The 23,894-nt window shown below is 49.9% G+C and carries 26 protein-coding genes; 4 read left to right on the plus strand and 22 right to left on the minus strand.

Annotation, left to right across the window (positions count from 1 at the left end; translation table 11 throughout):
• Window positions 1-55 precede the first annotated feature (55 nt).
• The 11 genes from CLFS41_RS19005 to CLFS41_RS19055 all read right to left on the minus strand — a co-directional run bounded on the left by CLFS41_RS19005 (window position 56) and on the right by CLFS41_RS19055 (window position 11,488).
• Window positions 56-730 (minus strand): ATP-binding cassette domain-containing protein, encoded by a 675-nt coding sequence (locus tag CLFS41_RS19005; protein WP_045093149.1) that lies wholly within the window; start codon window positions 728-730, stop codon window positions 56-58.
• Window positions 731-868: 138 nt separating this feature from the next.
• Window positions 869-1,774, minus strand: a complete 906-nt coding sequence (locus tag CLFS41_RS19010; protein WP_007867954.1) for a multidrug resistance efflux transporter family protein — start codon at window positions 1,772-1,774, stop codon at window positions 869-871.
• Between the two features lie 327 nt (window positions 1,775-2,101).
• Window positions 2,102-2,944 (minus strand): nucleoside phosphorylase, encoded by an 843-nt coding sequence (locus tag CLFS41_RS19015; RefSeq protein ID WP_007867955.1) that lies wholly within the window; start codon window positions 2,942-2,944, stop codon window positions 2,102-2,104.
• A 63-nt stretch (window positions 2,945-3,007) separates the two neighbouring features.
• A complete protein-coding gene (locus CLFS41_RS19020; RefSeq protein ID WP_007867956.1) occupies window positions 3,008-3,925 on the minus strand; it encodes an ABC transporter permease in 918 nt (305 codons plus the stop codon).
• Window positions 3,925-5,019 (minus strand): ABC transporter permease, encoded by a 1,095-nt coding sequence (locus CLFS41_RS19025; RefSeq protein WP_007867958.1) that lies wholly within the window; start codon window positions 5,017-5,019, stop codon window positions 3,925-3,927. The genes CLFS41_RS19020 and CLFS41_RS19025 overlap by 1 nt, the downstream gene beginning before the upstream one ends.
• The gene (locus tag CLFS41_RS19030; RefSeq protein WP_007867963.1) at window positions 5,016-6,545 is read right to left on the minus strand and encodes an ABC transporter ATP-binding protein; all 1,530 of its coding nucleotides are present in this window, start codon (window positions 6,543-6,545) and stop codon (window positions 5,016-5,018) included. The genes CLFS41_RS19025 and CLFS41_RS19030 overlap by 4 nt, the downstream gene beginning before the upstream one ends.
• A gap of 40 nt (window positions 6,546-6,585) precedes the next feature.
• Complete coding sequence (locus tag CLFS41_RS19035) at window positions 6,586-7,749, minus strand: BMP family ABC transporter substrate-binding protein (protein WP_007867973.1); 1,164 nt, start codon at window positions 7,747-7,749, stop codon at window positions 6,586-6,588.
• A gap of 85 nt (window positions 7,750-7,834) precedes the next feature.
• Entirely contained in the window at window positions 7,835-8,980 is a 1,146-nt protein-coding gene (locus tag CLFS41_RS19040; protein ID WP_045093150.1) for a BMP family ABC transporter substrate-binding protein, read from the minus strand.
• A 16-nt stretch (window positions 8,981-8,996) separates the two neighbouring features.
• Window positions 8,997-9,707, minus strand: a complete 711-nt coding sequence (deoD, locus tag CLFS41_RS19045) for a purine-nucleoside phosphorylase (RefSeq protein WP_045093151.1) — start codon at window positions 9,705-9,707, stop codon at window positions 8,997-8,999.
• Window positions 9,708-9,749: 42 nt separating this feature from the next.
• Entirely contained in the window at window positions 9,750-10,808 is a 1,059-nt protein-coding gene (gene mtnA, locus CLFS41_RS19050; protein WP_007867983.1) for an S-methyl-5-thioribose-1-phosphate isomerase, read from the minus strand.
• A 62-nt stretch (window positions 10,809-10,870) separates the two neighbouring features.
• Window positions 10,871-11,488, minus strand: a complete 618-nt coding sequence (locus CLFS41_RS19055; RefSeq protein WP_007867989.1) for a class II aldolase/adducin family protein — start codon at window positions 11,486-11,488, stop codon at window positions 10,871-10,873.
• 255 nt (window positions 11,489-11,743) lie between these two features.
• Here CLFS41_RS19055 and CLFS41_RS19060 point away from each other — a divergent pair, with 255 nt between their 5' ends.
• From CLFS41_RS19060 to CLFS41_RS19080, 4 genes are all read left to right on the plus strand, one after another.
• Window positions 11,744-12,469, plus strand: coding sequence for a GntR family transcriptional regulator (locus tag CLFS41_RS19060; protein ID WP_007867993.1), 726 nt, complete (start codon window positions 11,744-11,746; stop codon window positions 12,467-12,469).
• Between the two features lie 164 nt (window positions 12,470-12,633).
• Window positions 12,634-13,842 carry a hypothetical protein gene (locus tag CLFS41_RS19065; protein ID WP_007867996.1) on the plus strand — a complete coding sequence of 403 codons (1,209 nt, stop codon included), beginning with the start codon at window positions 12,634-12,636 and terminating at the stop codon, window positions 13,840-13,842.
• 134 nt (window positions 13,843-13,976) lie between these two features.
• Window positions 13,977-15,428 carry an amidohydrolase family protein gene (locus CLFS41_RS19075; RefSeq protein WP_007867999.1) on the plus strand — a complete coding sequence of 484 codons (1,452 nt, stop codon included), beginning with the start codon at window positions 13,977-13,979 and terminating at the stop codon, window positions 15,426-15,428.
• Window positions 15,429-15,523: 95 nt separating this feature from the next.
• Window positions 15,524-16,330, plus strand: a complete 807-nt coding sequence (locus tag CLFS41_RS19080) for a hypothetical protein (RefSeq protein ID WP_007868001.1) — start codon at window positions 15,524-15,526, stop codon at window positions 16,328-16,330.
• 144 nt (window positions 16,331-16,474) lie between these two features.
• On the opposite strand, the gene CLFS41_RS30125 is transcribed toward CLFS41_RS19080, so the two are convergent.
• From CLFS41_RS30125 to CLFS41_RS19130, 11 genes are all read right to left on the minus strand, one after another.
• Window positions 16,475-16,642, minus strand: coding sequence for a hypothetical protein (locus CLFS41_RS30125; RefSeq protein ID WP_007868468.1), 168 nt, complete (start codon window positions 16,640-16,642; stop codon window positions 16,475-16,477).
• Between the two features lie 366 nt (window positions 16,643-17,008).
• Window positions 17,009-17,365, minus strand: coding sequence for a 50S ribosomal protein L20 (rplT, locus tag CLFS41_RS19085; protein WP_007868471.1), 357 nt, complete (start codon window positions 17,363-17,365; stop codon window positions 17,009-17,011).
• 27 nt (window positions 17,366-17,392) lie between these two features.
• Window positions 17,393-17,590 carry a 50S ribosomal protein L35 gene (gene rpmI, locus CLFS41_RS19090; RefSeq protein ID WP_002565216.1) on the minus strand — a complete coding sequence of 66 codons (198 nt, stop codon included), beginning with the start codon at window positions 17,588-17,590 and terminating at the stop codon, window positions 17,393-17,395.
• Between the two features lie 28 nt (window positions 17,591-17,618).
• Entirely contained in the window at window positions 17,619-18,113 is a 495-nt protein-coding gene (gene infC, locus CLFS41_RS19095; protein WP_040417281.1) for a translation initiation factor IF-3, read from the minus strand.
• Window positions 18,114-18,463: 350 nt separating this feature from the next.
• Window positions 18,464-18,778: an amidohydrolase family protein gene (locus tag CLFS41_RS19100; RefSeq protein WP_007868478.1), complete on the minus strand. Its 315-nt coding sequence runs from the start codon at window positions 18,776-18,778 to the stop codon at window positions 18,464-18,466.
• 10 nt (window positions 18,779-18,788) lie between these two features.
• Window positions 18,789-19,028 carry a DUF3100 domain-containing protein gene (locus tag CLFS41_RS29525; protein ID WP_330412837.1) on the minus strand — a complete coding sequence of 80 codons (240 nt, stop codon included), beginning with the start codon at window positions 19,026-19,028 and terminating at the stop codon, window positions 18,789-18,791.
• A 129-nt stretch (window positions 19,029-19,157) separates the two neighbouring features.
• Window positions 19,158-19,712, minus strand: coding sequence for a LysR family transcriptional regulator (locus CLFS41_RS19110; RefSeq protein WP_242856893.1), 555 nt, complete (start codon window positions 19,710-19,712; stop codon window positions 19,158-19,160).
• 92 nt (window positions 19,713-19,804) lie between these two features.
• Window positions 19,805-20,119 (minus strand): DUF1540 domain-containing protein, encoded by a 315-nt coding sequence (locus CLFS41_RS19115; RefSeq protein WP_007868484.1) that lies wholly within the window; start codon window positions 20,117-20,119, stop codon window positions 19,805-19,807.
• Window positions 20,120-20,215: 96 nt separating this feature from the next.
• Complete coding sequence (locus tag CLFS41_RS19120) at window positions 20,216-21,832, minus strand: hypothetical protein (RefSeq protein WP_045093153.1); 1,617 nt, start codon at window positions 21,830-21,832, stop codon at window positions 20,216-20,218.
• Window positions 21,829-23,238, minus strand: coding sequence for an MATE family efflux transporter (locus tag CLFS41_RS19125; protein WP_045093154.1), 1,410 nt, complete (start codon window positions 23,236-23,238; stop codon window positions 21,829-21,831). Before CLFS41_RS19125 ends, CLFS41_RS19120 begins: the two co-directional genes overlap by 4 nt.
• Window positions 23,231-23,872: a nucleotidyltransferase family protein gene (locus CLFS41_RS19130; RefSeq protein WP_045093155.1), complete on the minus strand. Its 642-nt coding sequence runs from the start codon at window positions 23,870-23,872 to the stop codon at window positions 23,231-23,233. The genes CLFS41_RS19125 and CLFS41_RS19130 overlap by 8 nt, the downstream gene beginning before the upstream one ends.
• Window positions 23,873-23,894 lie beyond the last annotated feature (22 nt).

Genomic DNA, 23,894 nt, shown 5'->3' on the forward strand with positions numbered 1-23,894 from the left:
TTTTTCTCCTCCCTTGCATCGGGTCCATGCATATTCTGCATGTCCTGTTGTATTTCTATCGAAACTGGCTGATCAGCTCATTGGCCGACAGACCATTTTCAATCTTTGTCAAGCGGCCCCGCCTCAACACATGCATCTGTGTGCACAGAGCCAGTTCGGCCAGTTCATGGGAAGTCAGCACCACCGCACCGCCTCCTGCCATATACTCCCGAAGGTAATTCCTGATCAGTTCCTTGCATTCCAGATCCAGGGCAGCCCCCGGCTCATCCATGATCAGCACAGGCGCATGGTTGGACAAAGCACAGGCAATACTGACCCTCTTTTTCATTCCTCCTGAAAGCTTTCCGGCCGTGCGGTTTAACATCTTATCCACCCCCAGCATGGCGGCGGCTCCGTTTTTCAGATCCTCTTCCATTCCCTTCCTGCTTCCCCTGTACCACAAAAGCAGGTTGTCCCTGACCGTCAGTTCTTCCATCAGAGGATTCTCCTGAGGCACATAGGCGGCCTCCTCGGCAAACACCCGAGGACGTCCCACCGCCTGTCTGCCGTTAAATACAATACTGCCCTTGTCCGCCTTTAAGGCTCCTGAGATAATTGACAAAAGAGTGGTCTTTCCACAGCCGTTATATCCCACAATTCCTACACAGTCCCCCGGTTCTACCGTTAGTTCCACCCCCTCAAGGATGACTTGCCTGCGATAAGATTTGCATATTCCTGATATTTCCAGCATTGTTTTAGACCACTCCTGATGTTCGTTAAAATTGTAACTCTATTTTTCAGTGTAGCACAAATCCGCACTGATTGCAAAATAATAATTATTACGGTTTTTTAACAGGCTTCTTAATATAGAGGTTGATGGCTGCCTATTTTACTTTTCCTGAGCAGCCAGGCTGTTGCCGATCATTCCGGCCACGATCACCGCAATGCCGGCCAATCCGGCCTTGTCGGGCACACCGTCCTGCAGCAGGAAGATACCGCCCAGCAGGGTGAATACCACTTCCCCGCACTGCGTGGCTTCAACCACTGCCAGCTGCCTTGGATTGTGCTTTACCATATCCGTTGCCCGAAAGAACAGCACGGTGGCGATCACACCGGAAAACAGGGCCACACACAGCGACTGCATCACCTGTCCCCTGCCGGGAAGCCCGGACCTTACCGCTGCCCAGAGGGACAACAGAAGCCAAAAGGGCATGCTGCAAAGAGTCATTCCAAACACCCTTTTGATGGTCGACATGGATGGAGGGCAGCACGCCATCATCTTCCGGTTTCCCAGGGGATAGGAAAATGCCGCAACCAGGATGGGAACCAGGGTGAGGAACACGGTTCCTCCATCGGCCCGTTTCAGATGGGGAACCTGGAGCAGGAAGATCCCTGCCAGGATCAGCAAGGACCAGGACAGGTTCCTGACCGGTATCCTCTTTCCAAAAAGAGGGGTCAAAAGCACGCCCGCCACAATGGTCAGCTGCCATGTGGCCGCTGCCAGCCAGGACTCCCCAAACACAGACCCAAAGGTCAGCGGCGCGTAGAACAATCCGAATCCCACCGTACTCCACAGCACCCATTCAAACGGGCGCAGGCATATCTCCCTCCAAACCTCTGCCATCGCCCCCTTCTCCCTGGCCAGCATCAGAACCAGCATGGGAAGGGTGAACAGATAGCGCAGACAGGCTGCCCACAGCCAGTACCCTCCTGCAAGGTTCATGCTCCTGTTCAGTATAAAGGTAAAAGCGAAAAAAAATGATGCCAATATACCATAAAACAAAGCTTTTTTCATACGGTCTTCCTCCTGATATGGTCTATCTCCTGCTTTTGCAGAACCATGTGTATCATGGCAGAGCCTGTTCCCATAGGGACTGCTTTCCGCAGACTGAAAAAGACCCTGGGCATCCTGCTGTTCCAAGGTCTCACGTTTTAACAACTCAGGATATTGTACCTCAGATCGGGCGTTGATGCAACCAGTTCTTAGGAGCCATATGTCCATACCTCACCGCCATGCCATATGGTCACAAAAGGCATGGAGAGCCGGCGGCCCCTGAGGGCCATGTTGTCTCCATGCCTATTGGATTTCCTGTTGCCGTGGCAGATAGGGTTTTACCACGTACTATTTAATAAGAGACAGGGAAATATGCGCTTTTCCCTTTTCCTTTTTCTTTTTATCCCATTCCCATAGAAGCTGCATGGCCAGGTTCGCCACTTCCAGGTTATGATCCACCGTGCTGTTGTCATACTGGAAGGAATTCTCCACCCGGTTGGCCACCACGGTAAAAATAGCGCCTGCACGCATTTTGTAAAGGGAGCTGATGGTGAGGACGGTCGCTGCCTCCATCTCGAAGTTAAGTACTCCGGCCGCCTGCATATCCGGCAGCAATGTCTTCATGAAACTCTGGCTGTATCCGTTGTGCCCCGGACGCCCCTGTCCGCAGAAGAAGGAGGAGGCCGTGTATCCAATTCCCACATGGTAGGTATACCCCAGCTGCTCCGCCGCCTCGATCAATGCCATGGTCACCTCGTGGTCAGCCACGGCCGGATAGGAATTGGTCACATATCCATCGCTGGTCCCTTCCTTTCTTACCGCTCCTGTGCAGATGATCAGATCGCCCGGTTTGATATAGGTCTGGATTGCTCCGCAGGTTCCCACACGGATCAGTGTGTCACAGCCGACTTCCGCCAGATCCTCTAATGCACTGGCCGTTGAACCGCCGCCTGCCCCTGTGGAACAGGCAGAAATGTCCATATCCCCGATCTTTCCCGTATAGGTCACATGCTCCCTGTAGTCTGCCACAAGGTGGCCGCTGTCCCACATCCGGGCAATTTTCCCCACCCGTTTGGGATCACCGGGCAGCAGGCAGTAACGGGCCACATCCCCCTTACCGCACTGGATATGATATTGTTTGCCGTCCTTATCCGTTGGACGGGATGCATTTTCCCACTCGTTGTTTGTCATATGTCTGTACTCCTCCATTGCCATTCAGTTCTCAATATGATCTGTTCCAATATCTGTGCCGTATCAAGTCTCCACATGCTTACCCACACCTGCCGGTGCCTTGCCTCCCTTTAATCCAAAGGTAATGACAAGCAGGGTAAATACATAGGGCGTCATCATAACCAGCTGGGATGGAAGGATGCTCTGGAAAATGGTCTGCAGGGAATCAAAAAATCCAAAGAAAAGGCTGCCGCCCAGCGCACCCACCGGGTTGTACCTTCCGAATGCATTGATAACCACGGCAATGTATCCTCTTCCTGAAGTCATATCTTCCACAAACAGGTTCATCTGTCCCAGGGACAGGTAGGCCCCGCCCAGTCCGGCAAAGGCGCCGCTCATGGCCACTCCGAAATACTTGTAAATACGGACATTCAAGCCTACGGTGCTGGCCGCCTGCGGATTTTCACTGACCATTCTCATCCGCAGCCCCAGGGTCGTCTTATATAAGAAGATCCAGCTGACAATGACCAGAAGTATGGTCAGGAAAAACAGTATGTTCTGGGCTCCCAAAATCCTGCCAATCACAGGTATCTTCTGGAGTATGCCCCAGTTTGGCTTTGCGAATGCCGCCACGCTCACAGACTTTCCGCTCATGCCAAAGATAACGTTCAGCAAAAGAGGCGTCACGGCGCTGGCCAGCAGGTTTACGCACATTCCGCTGATAGACGCGTTTACCTTGTAAGAAATATGCATGACTGCGTGAAGCATGGAAAAAACAGCGCCGAACAGGATGCCGGTCAAAAGCCCGATCCACGCATTTCCTGAGATCCAGGAACCCAACACCGCAAAGAAGGAGCCTGCCAGCATCATACCTTCCAACCCCAGATCACTGACACCGGCCCGCATGGAAAAACAGCCTCCCATGGATGCCAGGATCAATGGCACGGAACTGCGCAGGGTGGACGCTAAAATGGAATATACCAAATCTATATTAAACTGCATCAGCTTTCACCTCCGTAAGATTCCTGTTTCTCCTTCTTAAATTTATGTACCTGTTTCAAGATAGCCTGGATCAGTGCCGGCGCCGCCACAAAGATGATGACCAGAACCTGGATCACATCCACGAACTCCACCGGTATGGACGTGGTCCTGTTCAGTGTGATGGTACCCGCCTTCAGGATTCCGATCAGGAATGCCGAAAGGATAACCCCCACCGGACTGTAGGCTGCCAGCGCTGCTACGGAAATGCCCGCAAATCCATAGCCGGAAGAAAAGCCCTCAATAAACCGGTAATTGACTCCCAGCACCATGGCCGCTCCCCCAAGGCCTGCCACTGCTCCGCTCAGAGCAAATGTGGTCAGGTATGTTTTGGGTACAGAGATACCGGCAACCTTGGCCGCCCTCAGGTTCAGGCCCGTCACTTGTATCTCATAGCCAAAAACGGTCCGGTCCAGCATGAACTGCAGCAGTATGGCTACAATGATCACCACAAAAATAGCGATTGTCAGCTGGGTCTGGGGAATCAGCTTCACCAGCTTGGCGCTGTCCGCGATACGCTCCGTCTGTCCCACACCGCTTCCCGGGGGTTTTAAAGGCCCGTTGGCCAGGTAACTGGTAAACAGCTGGATGATCTCATTTAACATCAAGGTCATGATGATCTCATTGGCTCCGAATTTGATCTTTGCAAGGGCTACAAAAAATGCCACTGCTCCTCCTGCCACGATCGCCGCCAGCAGGGCCAACGGCACATGGATAACGCCCGGCAGGTTTGTGATATAAGCCCCCACCAGCGCGGCCGCCATGGCCCCTGCATAGAGCTGTCCTTCCGCTCCTGTATTGATCATACGCACCCGGTAAGCCAGGGCAAAGGAAAGTCCTGTAAACATGATCGGTGTGGCCTGGCTCAGTGAAAGTGCAAATCCCTTGACCGTTCCCAGGGACACGCCGAAAATAGCTTTATAGCTTTCCAGCGGTGAATATCCGCTGATGCCGATAAATATCATTCCTAAAAGGAGGGAGAATACTAAAGCAAAAAAGGAGTTGATGAAGGAATTTTTCATGGCTGTCCTTTTTGCGCTCTTCATTTGTTCGTTCATGCCTGCACCTCCTTTTCCACCATGGTATGGCCGCCGGTCATCAAAAGTCCCATTTCAACCTCATCCAGTTCTCCCGGCATGCTTTCTGATACGATCTCACCTTCGTAGATCACAAGGAGCCTGTCGCTTAAAGTCCTCACCTCATCCAGATCCGCGGAGATCAGCAGGATAGCTGCCCCCTGGTCCCTGAGTTCGATCAGCTGGCTGTGTATATATTCCATTGCCCCTATATCCACCCCTCGGGTTGGATGGGCAATGATGATCGCTTTCGGATCCCTGCTGAATGCCCTGGCAATGATGATCTTCTGCTGGTTGCCCCCTGACAGGGAACTGACCGCAGCCTCCACATTGGGTGCCTTGACCTGGAATTTATCCTTCAGCTTCTGGGCATACCGGAATATGGATTTTTTCTCCAGCAAGCCACTCTTCCTGCAAAAATCCGATTCCCGGTGATACCCCAGGATCATGTTGTCCATAATGGACATCTCTTTTACCAATCCCATGGACAAACGGTCCTCTGGAATATGTCCGATGCCGTCCTGAAGGAAATCCCGGCAATTGCCCGTAACTTCTTTTCCATTCAGGGTCATTTTCATGGATTCCGGTTCCCGCAGTCCGGTCAGGGCCTCGATCAGCTGGCTCTGTCCATTTCCCTCAATACCCGCGATCCCCAGGATCTCACCGTGGCGGATATCAAAGGACACGTCTTTTACTTTTTCCTGTCCGTCTTCCTTTACGGTCAAATGTTCCAGATGAACACACACTTCCCCGATGTGCTCTGCCGGGCGCCGCTTCTGAAGATTGACTTCCCGGCCTACCATCATCTCCGACAGCTGTTTGGTGGTCACGTCCGCCGGGTTCACATCATCCACCACCAGGCGGCCGTCCCTAAGAACCACAACTCTGTCCGCCAGCGCCTTTGTCTCCTTCAGCTTATGTGTAATGATAATGATACTCTTTCCCTCATCTCTCAGCCGTTTCAGGATCACAAACAAGTCATCCACTTCACTCGGCGTCAGGACTGCGGTAGGCTCGTCCAGTATGATCACATCCGCCTTACGGTAGAGCACCTTAAGGATCTCCACCCTTTGCTGCTCTCCCACGGACAGCTTTTCCACCTTCACATCAGGATCGATGTTAAAATGGAACTGGGATATCAAATCCTTTACCTGCTGCCTTGCCTTTTTCATATCCAGGAACTTATTCTTGCTGGGTTCACTTCCCGCTATGATGTTTTCCGTGACCGTGAATGCCGGCACCAGCATAAAATGCTGGTGCACCATACAGATCCCTTTTTCAATGGCATCCACCGGCTTACGGAACCGGATGGGCTCTCCCCGGTAAAAGATCTCACCGGAACTTTGCGGTGTCATCCCGTACAATATCTTCATCAGCGTGGTCTTTCCCGCGCCATTCTCTCCCAATAGCGAAACGATCTCCTGCTCATGAAGCGTAAAATCCACTGCGCTGAGAGCCGTTGTTCCCGGATAGATCTTTGTTATCTTCTCCATCCGTATCAGTTCCATCTTTTGTCACCTCCGAATCTGCTGCCGCCTTCTGTTGATATTACTGCTCCAGATGGTTCTCCTTTGCCCAGTCATCGATCTGATCCAGGTCGGTAGGAAGAACCAGCTTGCCGTCAGCGATCAGCTGTCTGGTATCATTCAGAATTTGTGTAACATCATCAGGGATCTGTACATCCAGTCCCTCTACATCATAGTCGCAGATTCCTTCCGGAATACCCACCATCTTGGAGCCGGGTGCCCATGTTCCGTCTGCCAGCATACCGATCTCTTCTACGATAAACAGCCAAACCTTTTTACAGGAAGTGCTCAGGCTGTGTTTTGGATCTACCATGGCCAGGGAAGTTCCGATAACATAACGGTCAGTCTCTTCCGCTGCATAGAAAACACCCTGTGTGGAGCTTCCTGCGTTGGCGCTGACAATATCTGCGCCTCTCTCATACATAACAAGCGCCAGTTCCTTTGCCGTTGCCGGATCGCTGTAGCCTCCGATAAAATTGGTCAGTACTTCCACGTCAGGATTGGCATATTTGGCGCCTGCAATAAAGCCTGCTGCCTGTCCTCTGGAGGTAGGTGTGTCCATAGCGATACAGAAACCAACAATATTCTCAGGATTGCTTAATGGGAATCTGTCATCCTTTGTTGCAAGTCCTGCCAGTACGCCGGAAAGGAAATGCTGATCCGGGTAAGCGGCTGCCAGACAGTTGATATTGTCAAATCCCTCGATCACCGTATCCAGCATGCAGAACTTCTGGTCCGGATAGTCCTCAGCCACCATCTGAAGTGCATCGGCCTGCTCGGTGCTGATAGCGATAATTACGTCATACTCAGCTGCGTCCGCATACATGCGCAGCTGGGTCTCAAATTCCGAAACATCCTTTGGCTCACAGTAGTCAAAGCTGCATCCGTATTGTTCCACGGCCATTTCACATCCCTGGTATACCTCATCATTATAACCATTGTCTCCCAAACCGCCTGTGCCGAAAATAACGGCAAACTTAATGTCGCTTCCTGCCTTTTTCTCTCCCTCAGCCTCCTGGGACTGTGCCTGGGTATCCTTTTCAGCCTCTGTCTTACTCTCCTTTGGGGCCTCTGTCTTTGTTTCCGGCGCATTTGTCTGGGGAGCGGATGTTGTCATCCCGCATCCTGACAAAAGGCTGATTCCCATTGACAGTACCAACGCACAGCTTAAAATCCTCTTTTTCATCTTCGTTTTCCTCCATTATTAGAACTCTTAAGTATATTTTCAATTGCCTCCATCAGATATTTCAGGTCGGCCAATTGCACATGTATTATGGATTTAGATGGTTTTCTTTCGCCCATTCTTCCACCTGATCAATATCGGTCGGAAGCACCAGTTTACCGTCTGCGATCAACTGCCTTGTATCATCAAGGATTTTTGTTATATCATCAGGAATCTGTACATCCAGCCCCTCAACATCATAATCACAAATTCCTTCAGGAATACCGACCGTTTTTGAACCAGGCGCCCAGGTTCCATCTACCAACATTTGAATTTCTTCAACAACAAACAACCATACCTTTTTACATGAAGTACTCAGGCTATGCTTTGGATCTGCCATAGCTAAAGACGTTCCTATCACATATCGATCTTTTTCTTCTGCCGCATAAAATACACCTTGTGTCGAGCTGCCGGCATTAGCGCTTACAATATCCGCGCCTCTTTCATACATAACCAAAGCCAATTCCTTCGCTGTGGCCGGATCTCCGTAGCCTCCAATATAGTTAGTTAAGACTTCTACGTCTGGGTTGGCATATTTTGCACCTGCAATAAAGCCAGCTGCCTGTCCTCTGGAAGTAGGCGTATCCATTGCAATACAGAATCCCAAAATATTCTCCGGATTACTCAGAGGAAATCTGTCATCCTTTGTTGCCAATCCAGCCAGAACGCCGGAAAGAAAATGCTGATCCGGGTAAGCTGCAGCTAGGCAGTTAATATTATCATAACCGTCTATAGCGGTATCAAGCATACAGAACTTCTGATCCGGATATTCCTCCGCTACCATCTCCAAAGTATCTACCTGATCCGTATTGATGGATATAATAACATCATAATCCCCTGCATCCGCATAGCTTCGCATCTGGATTTCCACCTCGGATACATCCCTGGTTTCTACATAGTCAAAGCTGCATCCAAATTTTTCAACCGCCATCTGGCAGCCCTTATATACCTCATCATTGTATCCGTTATCTCCGAGAGCTCCGAAGATTACAGCAAATTTAATATCACTTCCATCTTTTCCCGTTTCTGTCTCCTGCACTGTTTCATTTTCTTCTTTTTCATTTTCAGATGTCTCCGGCTCCGATACCTGAGTCTCTTGATTTTCTGGTGCCTGAGAAGAGCTTGTCTTTCCACAACCGGATAAAAGAGACATACTTAATGAAGCAATCAAAACTCCACACAAAATCTTTTTCATTGAAATTCCTCTTTCCTTAGACCATTTCCAATGCAATTTCCATCATGTTGGTAAAACTGTTCTGTCTCTCCTCTGCAGTTGTCTTTTCTCCGGTAACAATGTGGTCGGACACTGTCAGGATGCCCAGTGCATTTTTCCCAGCCGCCGCTGCCACAATGTAGAGGGCCGCTGTCTCCATCTCCACACTTAGGATTCCCATATCCTTCCACTTAAGCTGGCAGTCATCTGCCGGATAGAACACATCCGTGGACAGTACATTGCCCACGCGGTAGCCAACCCCCAGCTTTTCTGCGCTTTCTACAGCCCTGCGCAACAGGTCATAAGATGGAATGGCTGAAAATGTGCCTGAAAGATGGAACTGGTTAATATAAGGAGTGTCATAGCAGGCGCCCATGGCAATGATGACATCCTTCAGTTTCAGATCCGGGGCCAGCCCGCCCGTGGTCCCCACACGTATGATATTTTCCACATCATACAGACGATACAGCTCATAGGCATGAACCGCCATGCTGGGTGCACCGATGCCGTGGGCCATTACAGATACGGGTTTTCCCTTATAAGTGCCTGTATAGGCATACATACAGCGTATTTCGTTGATCTTCACCACATTGTCCAGATAATTTTCTGCGATATACTGGGCACGCAGCGGATCTCCGGGCATGAGTACGGTTTTTGCAAATGCTCCCGGCGCAGCTCCAATGTGATGGGTTGGTGCGGTTAATCCCATAAATCGTTCCTCCTCAATTCTTTCATTTGTTTCTGCCCCTGTCTATCTCTTTAGTTTTGCCAGATTTTCTATGTATGGAGCACGGATAACGCCGGCCTCTGTGATAATGCCGCTGATCATCTCATTGGGAGTCACATCAAATGCAGGGTAAAGCGCTTCTGTATTTTCTGATGTGATCAGCTGGCCGTTCAGGTGGGTCACTTCGCTTCCCGGCCTGAATTCCACCTCCAGATCCATACCATGCTGTAAGGTAAAGTCAATGGTGTGGGAGGATGTGGCCGTATAGAACGGCACTCCGTTTTCTTTGGCAGCCACAGCGTGCATATAAGTTCCTATTTTATTAATTAAATCCCCGTTGGCAGCCACCCGGTCAGATCCCACTACCACCTTCTGTATCCTGCCCAGCTTCATCAGATATCCTGACATATCATCTGTGATCAGCGTATGAGGAATCCCGAATTTCTCCAATTCATAGGCAGTGATCCTGGCTCCCTGCAGATACGGCCTTGTCTCACAGGTAAAGACATGGATCTTCTTACCCTGTAAAAATGCGGTCCTGATAACGGAAAGCGCCCTTCCGCCGAATCCGGAACCGGCCAGTGCACCGGAATGACAGTGGGTGAGAATCGTATCCCCATCCTCGATCAGCTCTGCACCGTTCTTTCCCAGCTGCCGCTCGAACGCCAGCTGCTCTTCCAGGATATCACATGCCCTGTCCTCAAACAGTTCCATGAACCCGCTGTCAGGACAATTCTTCACAAAGGCGATCAGACCGTCCACTGTCTTCATTAAATTAACTGCTGTCGGCCTTGTAGCCTTCAGTTCCAAGCCTGACTGTATGACCGCACCGCGGTCACCTCTGGTATTCATGGCTTCCAGAAGCATTCCATACACGCCTGCGATTCCGATTGCCCCTGAACCTCTGATGGACATTACTTTGATCGCTTCGGCAAGCTGGCTTACCTTCCGCAGCTCCACCACCGGTGCCTCCTTAGGCAGCTTCAGCTGATCCACCATACACAGGTGATCCTCCTCTGCCCAGATAGGCAATAACAGGCCTTCCCCTTTCCATTCCTGTGTTAATTGCTCTAATCTTTTCAATGTTTTCTCCTATCTGATCCTTTCGTTTACTTCCGCTTTCTTAATGTTTTATCCCCGGGACATCACACCTGAAAAAGTTCCCTGAATTTGTCCCTGTTTACCGCTACCTGCACCTGGATGCAAGCCTGTTTAGCAGTCTGCTCGATCAGATCAACCACGTTGTAGGCCGCTTCCAGAGATGGACCCACCGCGCATACGCCATGTTCCTTCATCAGAATCCCCTTGCTTTCCGGATGATCCCGGAATGCATCGATCACATACCGGCGCAGATCTTCACTGCCCGCAGGAGCGGATTCGATAAACGGCACATGACCCACAACTTTTCTGGCTGTAACTGATGTGAAGGGAAGTTCAATATTATTGTTGGCCAGCGCGATCGAATAATTTGGATGGCAGTGGATAAAGGCGTTCATTTCAGGACGAAGTTTGAGAACACCTAAATGGAAACCCGCTTCTTTGGACGGCTTGCCGTCTCCATATACCACATTGCCCTCCATGTCCACAATCAGAACATCTGCGTCTGTCATGACCCGCATGTTCACTGCAGTCTTCTTGATCGCGACTAATTCTGTTCCCGGCACACGGCAGCTTAAGTTGCCCCCTGATGCCTGAGTATACCCTTTTTCATAAATATAATGGCAGAATTCTGCCACTTCCTGTCGGACCGCTCTAAAATCCATCTATTTTCTCCTCCTGTTTTTTCATCTCGTTGGACGTCCAACCACTCGTGTTAATGTTATGATAACATAGCAATTTTGCTATGTCAATTGTATGGTTTATATTAAAAGTTATTGATACTTTTAGTTGTTTTTCACAAATAAACTCCCATTTTTTTCCATCTCTTTCATGCACTCTATCTTGACAAATGATTCTTTTCTACGTTATACTCAAAATGCGGTGATCACCGCGATATCATTCAAAGGAGTATGAAATTCATGAAGCTGACAAACAAAACCCTGTCCGCACAGGTTAAAGAAGCGGTATCCGATATGATCCGTAAATCTGAGTTTATGGATAAACTGCCTTCCGAACAGGATCTGGCCGCTCAATTAGGGGTCAGCAGAAATACAGTCCGGGAAGCATTGAAAGGACTTGAGAATGAAGGCCTGGTCATATCCCGCCACGGGATCGGCACGTTTGTTACACGCTATAACGGCAGCGAAAATATCCGTTACAATATCTCAGCTTTGGACAGCACCACAAAGATCATCTCGGAACACGGCTATGTGCCCGGTACCCAGAGTGTGTTTGTGGATGTACGTATGGCCGGCCCTGAGATATCCAAACGCCTGGGCAGCGATACCCCTGTGAAGATTCTCTACATTGAGCGTGTCAGGACTGCCGATGACACTCCCATCGTATTTGTGGAAGACTACATACCATATGTGGATGGAATGCTGGAGGATTTCTCCTCCCATGCCATACCGTCCCTATTCCAATTCATCAACCGCTATGCACCGGTCTCCTTTGCAAACTGCTCGATTCACGCGGTGCTCAGCGACAAACGCCAGATGGATAAGCTGTCCCTGACAGATCCGAAAGCGCTGCTTTTGCTGCAGCAGATCCACTATTCCTCCAAGGGAAATCCCATCTTTTATTCTGACAGTTATTTCATCACCGAGAAACTGGAATTCAACCTGATCCGGCGGTGCGTGGAATAGACACGGAAGAAAGGTCCGGGTTAAAAGCAAATGCCGGATTTTTTATTTTGTATATTGACAGTGCGGATTTTTTTTGCTAGATTTGTGGTAGGACGACCACCGTGTTAGATATTTTAAGAGACGTTAAGGAAACTTGGAGTCCCCCATGCAGGGGGGCTCTCATCATGGAGAGAGGGTTACATATGACGAACTATCTTTATCTACAAAGTATGCTTCAAACAGGTCCTGAACTGGCTGAGAAGGCCAGGTCCTTATTCCAGTATCTTTCTGAAAAAACAGGTGATCAATTTGTATCGGCACCCGCAGAAGCTCTCACAAAAGAGCCGGTCTCTATCGTTTACGTGGCTTCCGGCGGTACGGCGGGTGCTTTTAAAAATGCCCTGCCCTATCTAAAGGAACCTATTATCATCATTACCAGCGGGAGCGACAATTCCCTGTCCGCATCCATGGAAATGATGACCTATCTGGCAAACCACAAGATAAAGGGAAGGCTTCTCCACGGCACGCAGGAAGAACTGGCTTCTGACTTTGAACATGTCATGCGTGCCGCAAACGCGAAACATTCCCTTCAGGGAATGCGGCTGGGCCTGGTGGGCGCTCCCTCAGACTGGCTGATCTCCACGGATGTGGATTATGATGCCCTTGCTGAGAAAACCGGCATTCAGGTTGTAGAGATCGGAATGCCTGAACTTCTGGAAGAGATTGCAAAGAAATCCTATCCGGACAATGATTCCTGCCGTGCCCTTCTGGCGCAGGATTTTGATAAGGATCAGATCACACAGGCGCTGGAGATCTATGGCGCTTTCAAACGTCTGGTGGAACGGTATGACCTGGACGGTTTTACCGTACGCTGTTTTGATCTGCTCACAGCGGTAAAAAATACAGGATGCCTGGGCCTGGCCCTTTTGAATCAGGAAGGTATCTACAGCGGATGCGAGGGTGACCTGCCTTCCCTGATCTCCATGGCAATTCTCGGTCAGATCTCAGGGCAGCCCGTATTCCAGTGCAATCCCTCCCGTGTGGACAGACACAAGGATGAAATCATATTTGCCCACTGCACATTGCCGTTAAATATGCCGGTGCGCTACCATCTGGACACCCATTTTGAGTCAGGGATCGGTGTGGCCGTGGCTGGAGATATTCCCAGCGGCAAGGCAACTGTATTCAAGGCAACCGGACTGCTGGAGCGCTGCTTTATCTCCGGTGCGCAGATTGAGGAGAGCCTTCACGAATGTAATCTCTGCCGCAGCCAGATACGTCTGCACTGTGACGCAGGAACCGGCCATTTCCTGAATACCCCTGTGGGCAACCACTATCTTGTATGCATGGGCGACTGGTCCGAGAGTCTCCGTGAATTTTTCACAATGTTTTAAGGCTGTTATACGACCATTTTAAGACTAGAGCGCATTAAAAAATTGCTTTCCGTCAGATGTGCGTCACACTTTGTGAGAGATTTGACTCCGGGATCTGTCCCCATAGGAACTTCCCGATTTTGGAGGAACGTAATATGATACTTGCCAATGGCAGACGAATACAATTTCACAATGCGGATATCACCTTTCAACGAGGTGATATCCGCATTCTCAATCATCAAATCGCAGAAGTGGGCACCCGCCTGACTCCTGCTCCGGGAGAGACCTATATGGATCTTAAGGGCGACTATGTGCTTCCCGGAATGGTAAACAGCCACTCCCATTCCTACACCAATCTCCTGCGGGGCACATCATACGGGGAGCCGCTGGAGATCTGGTCCTCAGACACGGTTGCATTGGGCGGCCTGCTCTCAGAGGAGGACATGGTTCTCTCCACCTCTCTGGGTATCTGCGAAATGCTTCACAGCGGGGTCACCGCCTGTGTGGATCACCTGCCCCATCTGTCCACGGCAGCAGCTGCCGCCGCTGTCTATCAGTCCAGTGGATTCAGGGCTGCTCTGGCACCCATGATGCATAACAAAAAAGACAGCCAGATCTTATGCGGTCTGACACCGCCTGTTTCAGCAGCCCCTTCCCCCTCCCCCTTTTTGCCGGTCCCTGCATATATGGAATACTACGAGGATTTTATAAAGCGGTTTCACCATCCGGAGGGAACGGTCCAGGTAATGGCCGGCATCAATTCTCCCCAGCGGGCAGACGAGTCCCTTCTGAATGCGGCCTCTGATCTGGCTGCCAGACACGGACTTGGCATCCACTGCCATCTTTTAGAGACCCGCTGGCAGCAGGCTTCTGCCCGGGAAAGCGGGATCTCCCCGGTCTTTCTTATGGACCGCTGCGGCCTGCTCACCCAAAAAACCTCCCTTGCCCACTGTGTGTGGCTGGATGATGAGGAGATAGCCCTTGTGGCCCAACGGGGATCCATACCAGTTTCCAACCCGGCCAGCAATCTTTTCCTGGGCAGCGGCGTTTTCCCTCTTAACAAGTGGATGGACTTCCATGTCCTGCCCGCTCTGGGATCAGACGGCGTAAACTGCGGCACGGATCACAGCATTCAGGAGATACTGCGCCTGTTTCTCCTCCTCCAGCGGGGACAGACCCCTGATTACCGCAGATGGCCGGGAGCAGCCGATGCTTACCGCATGGCAACGACCCGGGGACTGCAGGTTCTTGGAAAAGCATCCTCGCCATCTGAACGCAGGGATACCCAAAGCAGTCCCATCCAAACAGGCATGGACGCTGATCTTGTGATCATTGACCAAACATCCTTACTGCCTGTTTCCGATTCTGCCATTGCCAACCAGCTGCTGTTCCACAACCATCTACAGGCAAAACACGTGCTGATCCACGGCAGGTTTGTTCTGGAATCAGGCGTTGTCACCTGTCTGGATGAAAAAGGGCTCCGGGCAGAGACCGTAAAACGCCTTCCCTATCTGGCCGGACGCTATGATGAGGCGCTGAAAAAGGCCGGGATGGAGAAGCCCCTGTTCCGGCAAGGTTATGGAAGAATCTGGAACCTAGAAAAATGATAATCCTTGAATACTTCCCTCCGGTCCGATAGATGTGGTATTTTTCCCCCACAGGTAATATAATAGAAACACCAAATGTAAAAAGGAGGAGTTGTATGAAAATCCGTAAACGAATCTTCGCAGGTCTGGGAGCAGCTGCCCTGGCAATGATGATGTCATTTCCCGCCCTGGCATCCGGATGGCAGCAGAATGACTCAGGCTACTGGTATGAACGGGAAGACAAGTCATATCCGGCCGGTACATGGGAACTGATCCAGGGGAAGTGGTATCTCTTTGACCAGAATGGGTACATGCTGACAGGATGGCGGCAGGTAAACGGTATCTGGTACTATCTTGACCCAAACGGCGCCATGGTAAGCAACACCACCCTGACCATTGACGGTGTGCCTTACACCTTTGACAGCAATGGCGCCATGGTGGAGAATACCCTTGGTGAAGTGACTCTCGGCCGCTGGGAAGGTTCTGTCTTTATCAATGACTGGTCTAATATCCGGCTTACCCTGCCCCAGGGATTCATTAATTTTGACTCTGATTTCATGACTGATTTCTCAGATTCCGAAGCTGTGGTGGACATGCTGTCCATGAAAAACAAGAACTGTGCTGTCATGGTCTTTTACACAGTCAACACAGACGGGGATGATATGGACCAGATGACAGCTTTCCTGAACATGTTCTATGGCGGCTCCACTGATATGGACGGCCTGGGGAGGATCGATACCGTTAAAGTGGGTGACCTTGAATATCTCCGGTGCTTTTTTTCAGCCTCCCAGGAGGATCCCCAAACCGGCTACCTGTATATACGCAACCTTGGCAGCCACTACAGTGTGATCGCCACCATATCGGACACGGACAATCTGCCTGTCATCGATTCCGTCCTGTCCACCCTGACAACGGCCCATTAACCTTGCGCCAATCTTTTCACCATCTTTATCCTATATTCATTTGTTATTCATAATCATTTGATACATTATATAGTGTATAAAGCTTAATTGCTTTTTCATTATTCTTTTTCATCGGGACCGGCGGAAACTGCCGGTCCCATTTTGTTACTTTCCCCGTTCTTCCTGTATCTTTTTCCAAATAACTTCAAACTCATCCGGAGCCGGCTTGGGAACGGCATCATCCGGGATGTGTTCCTTGGCCCATTCATATTCTCTTAAAAGTTCCTCTTCGTCAGGTTCCTCCGGTGGTTTGTCCTTTTGTTTTTTCTCCATGGCCTATATCCTCCTTATACAGCCATTGTACGACTTTAAACCGGAAAGTGTATGTGGTATATTATGGTATTTATTATGTAAACCGCCGGGAGAGTCATTAATGTCCTTACTCGGGCAGCCGGGAGGGAGGGCCATTCGTTCTGAATCTTGACAGAAAGGATGGTTGCTTATGAGTACATATGAGGAGTTTCAGCTTATATTAGGCGTTGCCTTATTAATCATTGCAATCCTGAACATAAAAAATAAGTAAGCCGCCCTGTTCCTTGGCCGGATGGGCGACTTACTATATTCAGCCCATTGCAAATTCAATTAAACAGGCATCAAAAAACCTCGTAAAACCAATGTTTACGAGGTTATATAAATATATTAAGCAATTTTGGACTTAGCCAGTTCAGCTAACTTTGCAAATCCCTCTGCATCATTGATAGCCATATCGGACAGAACCTTACGGTTTAAATCCACCTCAGCCAGCTTTAAGCCGTACATGAACTTGCTGTAGGACAGACCATTGATACGGGCTGCTGCGTTGATACGGGCAATCCACAGCTGTCTGAACTGTCTCTTTCTCTCTTTTCTGCCTGCGTAGGAGCTGGTCAGCGCACGCATAACGGACTGCTTTGCTACTCTATACTGTTTGGAACGGGCGCCTCTGTAGCCCTTTGCCATCTTTAAGACTCTATTGTGTTTCTTCTTTGCATTTAAACCGCCTTTAACTCTTGCCATCGGTATTTCCTCCTTCTACAATTCAACTTACAGATATGGTAAAATCTTCTTCATTACCTTTGAGTTGGTAGCATCGGTAACGATATCTTTTCTAAGATTTCTCTTTCTCTTAGTGGACTTCTTAGTTAAGATGTGAGACTTGTAAGCTTTATTGCGGACTAACTTACCGGTTCCTGTCTTTTTAAAGCGTTTTGCTGCTGCTCTGCTGGTTTTTAACTTTGGCATTTTAATTTCCTCCTTAAAACTTTCTATTTTAACGTTTTGCAGTTAAAAACATTACCATGCTTCTTCCTTCTACTTTGGAGGGCTTATCGACCACTGCAATATCTTTAAGACTCTCAGCGAAATCATCCAAAATATACTTGGACTTGAACATATGGGCCATCTCACGGCCACGGAAACGAAGGGTTACCTTCACTTTGTCGCCCTTTTCCAGAAACTTTCTGGCAGCCCCTACTTTGGTATTCAGGTCATTGGTATCAATGTTGGGGGACAAACGAACTTCCTTTATTTCGATTACCTTCTGTTTTTTCTTGGCTTCTTTTTCTTTGCGTGCCAGTTCATAACGGTATTTCCCGTAGTCGATAATCTTACATACCGGCGGCTTCGCGGTAGGTGCGATCTTAACCAGGTCCAGTTCTGCTTCCTGAGCCATCTTCATCGCATCCTTCAAAGGCAAAATGCCTAACTGCTCTCCGTCTTCACCAATCAGTCGTACTTCTTTATCCCTGATTTGTTCGTTAATCATTAAATCGCTAATAGTCGTACACCTCCATAATAATTCATAATGTTTAGGAATCAGCACACCCCGGCTTCGCTCCCCAGGGCAAAAAATAAAGCGGACAGTCAAACCATCCACTCTAACACACATAAAATCATCTGCTGCTCCATCTCCCACAAGGGAAATGCCACAGCACATCATTCCATCTATGAACCCAGGTCACTTACTCGTGCCAGGGTGAGGCGGATACCTGCTTTCCTGTCAGTCGTTCTCACAACTTATATTACATTACTATATTTGAGGAGATTTGTCAACTGTTTTTTTGAAATTACATTTACTAAAGCATACACCTTAAAGCATACACAGAAGAAACGGGCTTAATACGCCCGTTTCACGATCTCCTCCATATGGATCTGAGCCTCATGCCGTATCCTCTCCTCGTCCAGGGTGAGGACCTCCCTGTTTTTCATGACGATCCTTCCATTGATAATGGAGTCCGTCACATCATGTCCATTGGCCGCCTCCACAATGGTGTTAATAAGGTTCTGTGTCGGGGTCAGGTGGGGCTGGTCAATATTCAAAAGGATCACATCCGCTTTTTTTCCTTCCTCCACGGTTCCCAGGACATCTTTCTTTCCCAGGGCGCAGGCTCCGCCCAAGGTCGCCATTTTCAAAAGGGTGGGGCAGGGCATGACCACCGGATTAAAGGAGGGAGGCAATTGGCAGGGAAATGAAAATGGTCCCCAGGTTGCCGAACTCCTGAAGGATCAGCGCCGGGCCAATGGCTGCCAGCTTTGCCAGGTTGGCTCCTGCGGAAACTCCCATCTTGGCCATAAAGGGTGCCAGTGCCGCCAGCACCAGGCTGCCTCCCAGTTTGGACTCTCCCTGATTAAACAGCCTGATGGCATCCGGCCCCAGGATTCCCCCAAGTTTCTTCTTAATTCAAGATAAATTGTAACGGTTCAGGACATCCGGTGTGAAACCGGGTGCAAAAACTGTTACGATAAATCCATCATATCACAAGCCTGCAATGTGCTGTAGACAGAAAAAAACGATGGAAACCCATCGTTTTTACTGATACTCCCGCCTATAAAGACTTACCTTGTCCGCCAGGCCCCGCATACAGCCGTGTATAGCGCTGCAGCGGCCGCGTAGTTCCTGCATCATTTGGCCTTTGCTCTGCTCTGCCAGGAAAATGATCCCCAGGTCTGCCAGCCCCTTCTCCACCTGCTCAAACGCCTCAGATGTCTTACTCTCCCGAAAACCAACGTGATATTCCTCTGCCTCCACTGACTTAAGGATGGACACAAAGGAATCCATCCCGCAGATATGGTGCTGGGCGGATACATAGAGCCCGTGGTTATTTTCCTTCCTGCCCTCATACCGCTCATCCAGATAGTACAGGCGGTTTAAGATCCCCTTAAACTCAATGAGAAGCTCCTTACCCTCGCCTGTGAGGGTAACGCCTTTGGGTGACCTTAAAAATGCAGTGATCCCGTAATGGGACTCCACTGCCTGCACCGCTCCCCATACGCTGGACTGTGCTGCAAACAAGCGCTTGGCCGCCTCACTGATCGAGCCAGAGTCTGCCACCGCAACAAAACACTTCATCTGCTGTAATGTCATAATCCCTTATCTCCCCTTGTCCTTTTCCTTCCCCTCCGCCCGTCCCACATGGAAACAGGGGATACCCCTGAGCCACGGCATCCCCTGCATCCCTATCTTGCCTTAAATGTATTGCACTTTGTCTCTGCACAATCACAGGCCCCATCCCCGCTGATGTCAATGCGCTCAGCAGAACAGCGGTGCTCCTCATTGTAGACACATTTAACAGCATCACATGCGATCTCAAGCCTTGTCTCAGGAGTCTTGAACAGGTTGGTAAACCTGGCGCCCTTGTTTTCGTCAAAGCTTGCACAGCATGTCTGTTCGGATGATTTAGCCTTGTTTCCGTCCACGGCAATGGCAGCTTTACAGCAGCAGTTGTCCGCATTGTGCACACAGTTCTTTACACTACATTCCAGCTTAGTCATAATCCCATTCTCCTTTTCACCGTTTAAAAATTTAAAGGAACCTTTGCCTTAAAAACAGGCACAGGTGCTTAACGCACAGAGATAGTATGTACTAAGTTATAATTTTTGATTCATGGTGCGAAGGGCTTCAATGCAGCTTCCCTCCGTGCCGTCCATGGCGTAAAGCTCGCCCTGGGTCACAAAGGTAAACACCTGGATATCATCTACATAAACCGTTCCGCCTTTTGCCTCAATAGAGAAATCAGCCGCATGGCAGTTGGTAAAATTAATATCCACGATCCTGTTTTTTCCAACCTCCACGGTCCTGGTCTGGGTTCCTGCGCGGATGGTCAGTTTACATTTCCTGTCTCCTTCTACCTTAAAACGCACATGGGTATCATCTCCCGTGTTTCCCGTCATACGGTTGCCGATATTCTGCTGGATTCCTGATCCGTCCTTGAGCATAGCCATCTTGTTTCCGTCCCGTTCCGCCACGGAACTGTCTCCGAAAAACCGCCAGCCCTCCTGTCCCAGGCCAAACTGGGCATTATAAAGTTTGTTGTCCCCGTAATCCCGATAGGTCCATATCCCATAACCCATGGTCATATTTTTTAAAACAGGCACCACGCCTTCCAGGTACAGGGCCTTCTGGTCGTCACGCAGCTGGGCATTGTGCTCAAATCCCACGGTGTTATCCGTGAACAGGAACTGGTCCACATAGATGGGCTTTCCTCCGCTATACACATGAAGCCGGTTCAGGAATACAGGGATCTTATCCAGGGCTTCCTCTGCGGTGACCCGCTCATGTTCATTGATAAATCCCATGGGCAGGCTGTACATGGTGCTTGTGTACGCCGCATCCCCGGAAGGAAAGGTGGAGGAATGCATAAATCCCTCCTGACTCCCGTCCCCGTGGTCCACCGGGTCCACATCCAGCCTTACCTCCATGGAAAGGCCGGGGAATACGGTCTGGCTCTCAGCCAGAAGGTCATTTAAAAACTGGTCGTAAAACTCATAAAACACCTTTCTTGCATAGGAATCCTTTTCAGGAAAATACAGGTCGTCATAGGATTCCAGGGAGTGGTCATACATTTCCTCCAGTTCTTCCAAGGTGTAGTTTTGCTCCGCATAGTCCGTATAACCGCACTGACGGGCCATTTTCTTACCGCTGCTTCCCTTTCCCAGGGATGCGCTGCTGTCGGTAAAATTCCAGAAATCCTCCCAGGTGAGAAAGCCACCGCAAAAATTTTCATGGGACACGGCCCGCTCGTAAAGGCGTCCCACATATTCCAGCCAGGCAGACCGCATGTTCTTGTCATACATTAGTCCCCTGTAGCGGTTCAGCACATTGTCGCTGCCATAATAATCCCAGGTATAACCTACCCGCAGCATAACGCTCAGATCCTGGTCTGCAGCAGTCTCCATGACCCGGTCCAGCTTGTCCCATGCATAATCATTATAGGTACAGGGTGCGGTTTCCGGCTGAAACTCCCTCCAGGGCACTACCAGTATGATATTGTTAAAACCGTCAGCCGCAATCCGGGCCAGTTCCTCCTCCATGTGGATGCTCTCACTGTTCCAGAAATTGATGATCCAGTCATCGGAATAATAAGTGGCTGACTTTAGATATCCCGCTTTCCCCGATGCATGGTCCTCGGCCCTGGCAAATCCTGTGGCAAACAGAAAGGCAGCAGCCCCCAAAGCAGCAGCGGTCCTCAGCATTCCATTTCTCATTGGTCTGTCTTCTCCTTGTTTTGTTTTAACTCCGGCCATACGGTGAAAAGCATGGTGCCAAAACAGGCAACGCCTCCGATAAAGTTGGATATAGGCTCTGCCATCAGTATACCCGTTGTTCCCAGACCAAATACAGTGGGCAGCATCAGGATCAATGGTATCACAATAATCACCTTACGGAAAATGGAAAAAAACACGGCCTTTTTAGATTTCCCCAGTCCTACAAACACGGCCTGTCCCGAGAACTGAAGGGACATCATAAAAAATCCAAAAAAGTATACGCGCATGGCCGGGATACCGGCCTCCACCAGTTCCCCTTCCCTGTTAAAAATACGGATAAAAAATTCAGGACACTCATGGACAAACAGCCACATGATCACCGTATATATGATACAGGCCATGGAGACGAACACAATGGATTTCCTGACCCGTCCATACTCCCCTGCCCCGTAATTAAAGCCCATCACAGGCTGGGAACTGTTGGTCATACCATTGACAGGCATGGAGATCACCTCCCGCACTGAGTTGATCACGGTCATGATCCCCACGTACAGATCCCCGCCAAACCGCTGGAGCATGGCATTGTACATGACCTGGACCGAACTGTTGGTGATGGCCATGGTAAATCCCGACATTCCCAGCCCCACGATACGCAGAATACGTCCGCCCTCCAGCTTCATGGCGGAAGGTCTCAGTTTCAGAATGGCCCTCTTTCCCGTGAGGAAGGTGAGGATCCATATGGCGGATAGGCATTGGGACAAAATGGTTGCCAGGGCAGCTCCCCTGACTCCCATGTGGAATACAAAGATAAAGATGGGATCCAGAATGATATTGGTAATGGCTCCTAACAGTACGGTCATCATCCCCACGGTCCCGAATCCCTGGGAATTGATAAAGCTGTTCATCCCCAGACCGGTCATGACAAAGATATTGCCCAGAAGATAGATGGTTATGTAGGAATCCGCATAGCTGATGGTTGCATCGCTGGCGCCAAACAGGTACAGCATGGGGCGTTTGAATATCAATCCCAGTATGGTGAGAAGGATACCCACTGCCACCATCATCACAAAGGCATTACCCATAATGGCCTCTGCCTCCTTTTTATTGCCCCTTCCCCTCTCAATGGAGCACAGGGGCGCGCCGCCCATACCGAACAGGTTTGCAAAGGCAATGACCATGGAGATGATCGGAAGGCAAAGGCCCAGCCCTGTAAGGGACAGGGTGGCGTTCTCAGGGATCATGCCAATGTAGACCCGGTCCACGATATTGTACAGCACATTGATCAGCTGGGCCAATGTCATGGGAAGGGCCAGCTTCAGGATATTGCTGATCACACTTCCCTTTGAAAAATCATTTTCCTTTTTTGCAGCCTGTGGTTTTTGGCCTTCTTCTATCACATCACTCATTGTTCCACCGCTTTCCTGCCTGCATTTTCCCCGGCTGCTCCTGTTCCCGGTCCAGATCTGCCTGCACATCAATATCCTTTAATTCATTCTCGGAAACCTCCATGGACCACACGTCCATGGGATGTTTCTTCATGATCACGCTGCCGCCCTTATCTCCCCGGAGCGACAGCAGTTCCTCCCTGTACAACCGGGAAAATGCTGCAGGATTTCCTCTCTTTCCCATACTGCACACACATCCCATGCCAAAACCGCTTTTTATAAAGCCACGGACAAATTCCGTCAAAGTAGCGCTTTTCATATAGGGCTGGTCAGCCACAAAGAAGAGGAATATATCCCCGTCCTCTCCCCCCGCCTCTGTCCCCAGCCGCAGGGATGCCGTAATCCCCTCATCACTGGCGCCATTGTACACGGTCTCAAGTCCAAGGCGCTCCCCGTCCTCAAGGATCTTCCGGTACTGGCTCACCACCACCAGGCGGACCTGGTGCCCGTCCTCCTGCCTAAGCCTTACGGCCGTTTCCATCAGGCATTCCAGGCCATGGCGGTACAGCGGCTTTCCCTCCAGGGGTACATACAGCTTATTGGCCCCAAACCGTTTTCCAAAACCGGAAGCCATAAAAACAAATGAAAGATTCATATAGATCCCCCCGCACATAGAT

The sequence above is a fragment of the Clostridium sp. FS41 genome (genome assembly GCF_000954015.1).
Lineage (GTDB): Bacteria > Bacillota > Clostridia > Lachnospirales > Lachnospiraceae > Enterocloster > Enterocloster citroniae.